This is a genomic window from Caballeronia sp. (assembly GCF_049581465.1).
Lineage (GTDB): Bacteria > Pseudomonadota > Gammaproteobacteria > Burkholderiales > Burkholderiaceae > Caballeronia.
This window is the reverse complement of record NZ_JBAUSA010000379.1, coordinates 1-6824: the sequence shown is the minus strand read 5'-3', so window position 1 is coordinate 6824 and position 6824 is coordinate 1. Positions and strand designations below refer to the sequence as shown.

The window sequence follows — 6824 nt, the reverse complement described above, 5'->3', positions numbered from 1 at the left end:
TTTTCTGCAGCCCGAGTTCCATCAGTCTCTTGATGTCGCGCTGTGCCGCCGGACGCTGGACCGAGGTAATGAACGAGTTCCATTCCGCGCCGAGTTCCTGGTCGGAAGGCAGGGTCGTGGCATTGACTATGTGCTTGATATCGCCAAGCGTCTGTTTGTCGAAGGTGGCGATCCGGCGCGCCAACGTGTCCACGAACTTGTCCAGTTGAGCATCCGGCAGGGAGCGATTGACATAGCCATAGCGCTCGGCAATGTCGCCGTTTATGTCGTTGCCGCTTAACAGAACTTCCAGGGCGCGGCCGCGACCCATCAGGCGCGGGAGTCGTGCCATCGGGCCGCCACCCGGCGTGAAGCCAGCGCCGATTTCGAACTGCGATAGCACTGCTTTTTCTCGGCTGGCAAAACGCATGTCGCTCGCGAGAGAGAGTTCACTGCCGACGCCTGTCGCCCTGCCGCGTATCTTGACAATCGACACCACGGGAGACCGGCTCAGGCGGACAAATATATCGGGCAGGGGCGGCAAGCCGGTGGCTCCTGGGGGCAAGCTCGTCGTAGCCTCGAGGGGAGGAACGAAGTCGTAGTGAGTCAGAAAAAATCCGGGCACTGCACTCGCGAATACGACGACCTTCACGTCGGGATCGTTCTCTATCTGGGTGACGACGCTATTGAGCATCGGGATGGATTCCGGGCCGAAGATATTGAACGGGGGATGGTCAATGGTGACGCGCCAGTATCCCGGGGTAACACGTGTAATCTTGAACTCCTGATTCTGATTCGCACTGGTTTCCGATTGCGCCACTTGACCCGTGGCAGCGCCCGCCTGTTGACCCACGGCGCTGGAAATGCCACCGAAAAGTAAGCCGCAAGTCGCCAGCATAGCCATCAGTCGTGTTGATTCCATCGTGGGTCTCCCAGTGAACAACCAATCAATATGATCTACGTATCGACAATTTCTTTTGAACGAAAGCTCGTCACCCGACAGGACTGCCAGGCCGACGGTGCTCCGCTTGTCGTGAATAAACGATCGGCATGCGGCTCACGCTCTGCATGAACACTACACAACGCCACGTAGCCCGTCGACGATACGATGGGATGAAAATCTAGACCGTTGGTATTGGTCTTAAACGCCCTTCAGAAGGAGCCTGCCGGTTGTCATGGGTTGGCGTCATCGCGGTCTGCGATTTCTGCGGCTGACTACTCACTCGCAGCCTGACCACTGTGGATTTTCGATTCGCTGTAGCCGGGGACGCGATCCGGTGCGCCTCAGATCTTGTTGAAAAGTCCCGCGTTTTAGAATCGGTAGGTATCCTGCCAATTTTTATCGGCGAATAAAGAGTCGCCATGATGCATCTACTGGATAGCGGGTAGGACAAGTTTTTTTACTCGTTCAATCTCGGCAATCATGCGCCTCGAACCCACCTGATGGGAGGCATAGATCGGGTCTTTGCGGGCGGCGGGGGCGACCGTCGCGACGAATCCTGCCGAGGTGTTTGAACGGACCCGCGTGGTATTCCTGATGCTGGTCGACGGCGACGCAATCGACGCTGTGCTCGGCCGCGGCACGTCGCAGTTCAGCGCGAACGTCAGGAAACACACGATCGTGAACATGGGGACGACCGCGCCCGACTACTCGCGCGGACTCGAAGCTGACATTCGCAACGCCGATGGCACCTACGTGGAAGCGCCTGTCTCGGGGTCGCGCAAGCCCGCCGAGGCGGGCCAGCTCGTGGCGATGCTGGCGGGCGAAGCTGTGGCCATCGAAAGCATCCGCGCTCTGCTCGAGCCAATGTGCCGCCAGACGATTGTGTGCGGGCGGGTTCCGAGCGCGCTTCTCATGAAGCTCGCGGTGAACCTCTTTCTGGTGACCACGGTCACCGGCCTGGCGGAAGCGGCTCATTTTGCCGAACGGCATGGTCTGGACATGGAGCAGTTCCGCGCCATCGTCGATGCCGGTCAGATGGCCAGCGACATCTCGCGCGTGAAAATTCTCAAGCTGGTGATGCGGGACTTCGATGTCCAGGGGTCGATCACCAATGTGCTTGAGGTGAATCGATTGATTGCGCAAGCGGCGAGGGAAGCTGGGGTCGCGTCGCCGCTATTGGATGTCTGCTACGCGCTATACGGTGAGACGCAAGCGTTGGGGCACGGGCAGTCGGACATGGCGGCGGTCCTCTGTGCGATCGAGGCACGAACCGATCTCGGCAGGTGATTACGTTCGTACTCCTGTCCTATTTGTGAAGACAGCCCGTCGCTTGTCCAGCTTGGCGCGATGAAGATCGACGCCTTCGCCTCCACTGCGCCGCATCTCTAAGCACCTCATAGGGCCCGCGCTACGCTCGGATTTCGTCTTTTCGGTGAGCGGCTATCATGGCTGTTCGTCCTAAAGGAGAACAACCGATGCGCCGACCGGATTTCATCAAACATTGGACTGAACTGGAAGAGGCGGATGCGCATTCCTATCGTGGAGATACCGAGCCGATGGCGCTCGACGCGCCGCTTTCCGCTGCGCTGGGCATTACGCGCATTGGCATTCATCATGTGAGGCTTTTGCCGGGCCGTAGGACTTCATATCCGCACGCCGAAAGTGCCGAGCAGGAGTTCGTGTACGTGCTCGAAGGCAAGCCCGATGTCTGGCTCGACGGCGTCCTTCATCCTCTTGCAGAGGGCGACTCCGTCGCGTTTCCGGCAGGCACCGGGATTTGCCACACGTACATCAACAATACGAAGGACGAAGTCAGGCTGATGGTGATCGGCGAACGTCCGCGCGAGGACAACCGTATTCGTTATCCGCTCAACGAAGCGTACGAACTTACGCACGCGGATCGATGGTTGGACGGGCCAGGCCGGCCGCTCGGGGACCATGACCGGATGCCGGATTGCCGTTCTCAACCGGGCTTTGTTTGCGGGCACTCGGTCTCGTACCAGATATCGACCTGACGCTGCGCGGCCTCGAGATCTGCTGGGTAGTAAGGATCGTTATTAAACGATCCAGGATGGTAGCCCGCTTTTTCCAGCGCCGACACTTCACTCATATTGCGCTCGTGGGTAACCGGTGCCTTGTTCCTTATCTCGGTCAGGTCGCGGCATTCCACGGCGCTAAGGTGGGTCCCTGTGCCTGCCTGCATGCTCCCTGTGGCACATGCAGCGAGCAGGAGCACTGACGCGGGAAGCATCGGCCAGGCCTTGTTTGCGTTCTTCATTTTGCGTTTCCCTCCAAGGAAGCAACCCTCACCAAGCATGGTTCATTCCAAGCAACGCAGCCGGCTGCGCGAACATGTAAAGGCTTGCACTCGTCATATCTACACGTATATAACGAAATATCCATTTCACCGTGTAACTCCTCGCGTCCGAGGCCGCATGCTTGCTGCGCCGCGAGAGGCGTCGACGCGGCGTCCGATGATAATTTCTTCACTGCTGAATCCCGGAGGGTCCGTGAGGCTTCGCTCGTTTGGATTTCTGGTTGCGTTCGTAGCCGCTGTCGTTACCACTCCTGCCTTGGCGCAAGTGCACGTCGCGGTGGCCGCCAATTTCACGGCCCCCATGCAGATCATCGCAGCCGACTTTGAAAAAGACACTGGCAACAAGGTTGTCGCGTCGTTCGGCGCAACCGGGCAGTTCTATGCGCAGATCAAGAATGGAGCACCTTTTGAGGTCCTGCTTGCCGCCGACGACAGCACACCCGCCAAACTCGAAAGCGAAGGGCTGGCGGTGTCCGGCACCCGGTTCACCTACGCGACCGGTGCACTTGCATTGTGGTCGGCGCGGGACGGCTACGTCGACGCGAATGGCGATGTGCTGAAGAAAAACCAGTTCAGGCACCTCGCCATTGCCAATCCAAAGACTGCGCCATACGGCCTGGCCGCAACGCAGGTGCTCGACAAACTCGGGCTCACACGGGCGGTCGCCTCAAAGATCGTTGAAGGGCAGAATATTTCGCAAGCGCAGCAATTCGTGGCTACGGGCAACGCGGAACTGGGTTTCGTCGCGCTGTCGCAGATCTACAAGAACGGCAAGATCACGGGCGGCTCGGCCTGGATCGTGCCTGCGTCGCTGCATGAGCCGATAAAACAGGATGCTGTGGTCCTGGTCAAGGGCCGCGACAATCCGGCCGCCAGGGCGTTCGTCGAATACCTGAAGGGTCCAAAAGCCGCCGAAGTCATCAAGTCGTTCGGCTACACGCTATGAAAGCGCCGCGCGTGATGCAATGCCGTTGACCGACGCCGATCTCGATGCTATCTGGCTCACCGTCCAGTTGGCGTCGTTGACGACCGTGCTGCTGCTTGTCATCGGCACGCCGATTGCCTGGTGGCTGGCGAGAACACGAGCATGGTTGAAGGGGCCGGTTGGCGCGATCGTGGCGCTGCCACTCGTGCTGCCGCCCACGGTAATCGGATTCTACCTGCTGGTCGCAATGGGACCGCACGGCTACGTCGGCCGGTTCACGCAAACAATGGGTTGGGGATTGTTGCCATTTACATTTTTCGGGCTCGTCGTCGGCTCGGTACTCTATTCAATGCCATTCGTCGTGCAGCCGCTGCAGAATGCCTTCGAGGCGATCGGCCAGAGGCCGCTCGAAGCGGCAGCCACACTGCGCGCGAGCCCGTGGGACTGCTTCTTCTCGGTCGTGCTGCCGCTCGCGCGGCCCGGCTTCGTCACCGCGACAATCCTCGGGTTCGCGCACACGGTGGGCGAGTTTGGCGTCGTGCTGATGATCGGTGGAAATATACCCGGGAAGACGCGCGTAGTCTCGGTGCAGATCTACGATCACGTCGAGGCGCTCGAATATGCACAGGCTCACTGGCTGGCGGGCGGCATGGTGATCTTCTCGTTCTTCGTCCTTCTGCTTTTGTACTCGAGCAGGCGCGCGCCGGCGCTGCAAGGCTGAACGAGCCCTGAACCGCGCTTCGATTGTCGTCTTCCTGTACTCACTGACACTATGCCCATGACGGCCGTTGCGGGTCTCTCGCCTGACAGTATTGAAGCGCGATTCCTTGTCGAACACGGGGGTTTCGCACTCGACGTGGATCTGACGCTGCCCGGCCGTGGCGTCACAGCCGTGTTCGGTCATTCCGGTTCCGGCAAGACGACATTGCTGCGGTGCCTGGCCGGACTGACAACGTCGGCGAGCGGACGCTTGTGCGTCAACGGAGAGATCTGGCTGGATACCGCGACTGGCGTCTGCATACCTACTCACAAGAGACCGCTGGGCTATGTCTTTCAGGAAGCCAGTCTGTTCCCGCACTTGAGCGTCACCGGAAATCTACGCTATGGGTTGAAACGCATAGCGCCCGCGGCACGCAGAGTCGACCTCGCGAAAATTGCAGAACTGCTCGGCATCACGCACTTGTTGCTCCGCATGCCGGCTGCGCTCTCAGGTGGCGAGCGACAGCGCGCGGCCATTGCACGCGCGTTGCTTACGAGCCCGCGCCTGCTTATTCTTGACGAACCTCTCGCGTCGCTCGACCAGAAACGCAAGCTGGAGATCCTGCCTTATCTTGAGCGGCTTCACGACGAACTCGACATTCCCGTCCTGTATGTCAGTCACGCTCCCGAGGAAGTCGCGCGCCTGGCCGATCATCTAGTGCTGCTGGAAAACGGCCGGGCGATCGCTAGCGGACCCATTGCCGATACGCTGGCAAGGCTCGACCTGCCACTCGCAATTGCCGACGACGCATCAGTCGTGATCGAAGGCGTCGTCGCGAGCCATGATCCCGACTATGGCCTTCTGGAGCTGAATCTGCGGGGAGGGCGGTCGTCCCTCCGGGTGGCGCACCCGGCGCTTGCGACGGGCAAGCCAATGCGTATTGTCGTCAAGGCGCGCGACGTCAGTCTGGTCGTCGGCAATGAGCAGCAGAGCAGTGTTCTTAACGTATTGGCGGCGACGGTTATGGAAATCGTCGCCGCCCCGAATCCGGCGCACGTCCTGGTGCGCCTGGATATCGACGGTATGCCGCTCCTCGCCCGCGTAACGCGCTATTCCCATGATCAGTTACAGCTCGCGGTCGGCAAGCGATTGTGGGCGCAGGTCAAGGCGGTATCGCTGCTAACCTGAAGCACTGCCAACCATGCCGGTCGTGTCGCCGGCGAGGCAGATCGCCATCACATGAATGTGCGGCCGCCTTCCTGGAGGTAGACCGACAGGGTAGCCTGCGGCACGTTGCTCATGCCTGCTACGGCGGCATCTGTCAGCCATCCACCTTCGACATGACCGCCGTACTCGGGTCATACCGGTAGCCCTTCTGGGCAAGCTGCTGGGCCATCGTCGCACCGATCAGTTTTTGCTGCGCGTCCCGGGATATCAACTCGTGATCGGGCTTAAGCCGCTCCAGTTCAGATGAGAGCCGCCGGACAAGCACCACTTCTCCTGTGCTGCGTGCGTCGATGAACAATATCTTCTCGCCTGCCTGGCCGAGCCGTTGCTTAAGCTCCGTCGCATGCGCCACCCACTGTTCCGCATTGACGCGAAGGTCGCTGAGGGCCTTTGCATGGGCTTGGGCCTGAGCCGATATCTGACGTTGCAACGCGGCAACTTCGTTCGCGGCCTGGTCTGCTCGAACGCCGAGTTGCAGGTTGCGTTGACTGTCTTTTGCGACGGCATCGGCTTGCTCTGTAAGACGCTGCTCCAACTGGGCTGCGTGCCGTTCGGCGGTATCTGCCCGGTCTCTCGCGGCAACCGCATCCTGCGAAAGCCGGTCGAGTTCAGCGCTCGTCGCCGTCTTCGCTTCGGCCAAAGCGCCGACCTGCTTCCGGGTCTCTTCAAGTTCCAAGGTTATGCGCTGTAGTTCTTCGATCTGAGCCGACGCTCGGTCGATCTGCGTCGCGGC

At 60.1% G+C, this 6824-nt stretch carries 6 protein-coding genes and 2 pseudogenes; 5 read left to right on the top strand and 3 right to left on the bottom strand.

Annotated features, from left to right (window positions below):
* Positions 1 to 901 (bottom strand): enoyl-CoA hydratase/isomerase family protein (locus WCA53_RS09450; protein ID WP_423908375.1); only part of this gene is annotated, 901 nt, incomplete at its 3' end.
* Between the two features lie 543 nt (positions 902 to 1444).
* Here WCA53_RS09450 and WCA53_RS09445 point away from each other — a divergent pair.
* Positions 1445 to 2209: pseudogene (locus WCA53_RS09445) on the top strand (NAD(P)-dependent oxidoreductase); the annotation flags it as partial.
* Positions 2210 to 2397: 188 nt separating this feature from the next.
* Positions 2398 to 2937, top strand: a complete 540-nt coding sequence (locus tag WCA53_RS09440; RefSeq protein WP_423908373.1) for a cupin domain-containing protein — start codon at positions 2398 to 2400, stop codon at positions 2935 to 2937.
* Here WCA53_RS09440 and WCA53_RS09435 read toward each other — a convergent pair.
* Entirely contained in the window at positions 2886 to 3200 is a 315-nt protein-coding gene (locus WCA53_RS09435) for a DUF4148 domain-containing protein (RefSeq protein ID WP_423908371.1), read from the bottom strand. The genes WCA53_RS09440 and WCA53_RS09435 overlap by 52 nt on opposite strands.
* 232 nt (positions 3201 to 3432) lie before the next feature.
* On the opposite strand from WCA53_RS09435, the gene modA reads away from it, so the two are divergent.
* Genes modA through modC form a run of 3 tightly spaced genes read left to right on the top strand, consistent with a single transcriptional unit; the run spans position 3433 to position 6052 of the window.
* Positions 3433 to 4185 (top strand): molybdate ABC transporter substrate-binding protein, encoded by a 753-nt coding sequence (gene modA / locus WCA53_RS09430; RefSeq protein ID WP_423908369.1) that lies wholly within the window; start codon positions 3433 to 3435, stop codon positions 4183 to 4185.
* 19 nt (positions 4186 to 4204) lie between these two features.
* The gene (gene modB / locus WCA53_RS09425; protein ID WP_423908366.1) at positions 4205 to 4885 is read left to right on the top strand and encodes a molybdate ABC transporter permease subunit; all 681 of its coding nucleotides are present in this window, start codon (positions 4205 to 4207) and stop codon (positions 4883 to 4885) included.
* A 57-nt stretch (positions 4886 to 4942) separates the two neighbouring features.
* Positions 4943 to 6052: a molybdenum ABC transporter ATP-binding protein gene (gene modC, locus WCA53_RS09420; protein ID WP_423908363.1), complete on the top strand. Its 1110-nt coding sequence runs from the start codon at positions 4943 to 4945 to the stop codon at positions 6050 to 6052.
* A 133-nt stretch (positions 6053 to 6185) separates the two neighbouring features.
* On the opposite strand, the pseudogene WCA53_RS09415 reads toward modC, so the two are convergent.
* Positions 6186 to 6824: pseudogene (locus tag WCA53_RS09415) on the bottom strand (ATPase); the annotation flags it as partial.

What these genes read in the sequence shown, in the direction of transcription:
- WCA53_RS09440 (WP_423908373.1), top strand. Translation starts at nt 2,398, where the DNA reads ATGCGCCGACCGGATTTCATCAAACATTGGACTGAACTGGAAGAGGCG.
- WCA53_RS09435 (WP_423908371.1), bottom strand. Translation starts at nt 3,200, where the DNA reads ATGAAGAACGCAAACAAGGCCTGGCCGATGCTTCCCGCGTCAGTGCTC.
- modB (WP_423908366.1), top strand. Translation starts at nt 4,205, where the DNA reads ATGCCGTTGACCGACGCCGATCTCGATGCTATCTGGCTCACCGTCCAG.
- modC (WP_423908363.1), top strand. Translation starts at nt 4,943, where the DNA reads ATGACGGCCGTTGCGGGTCTCTCGCCTGACAGTATTGAAGCGCGATTC.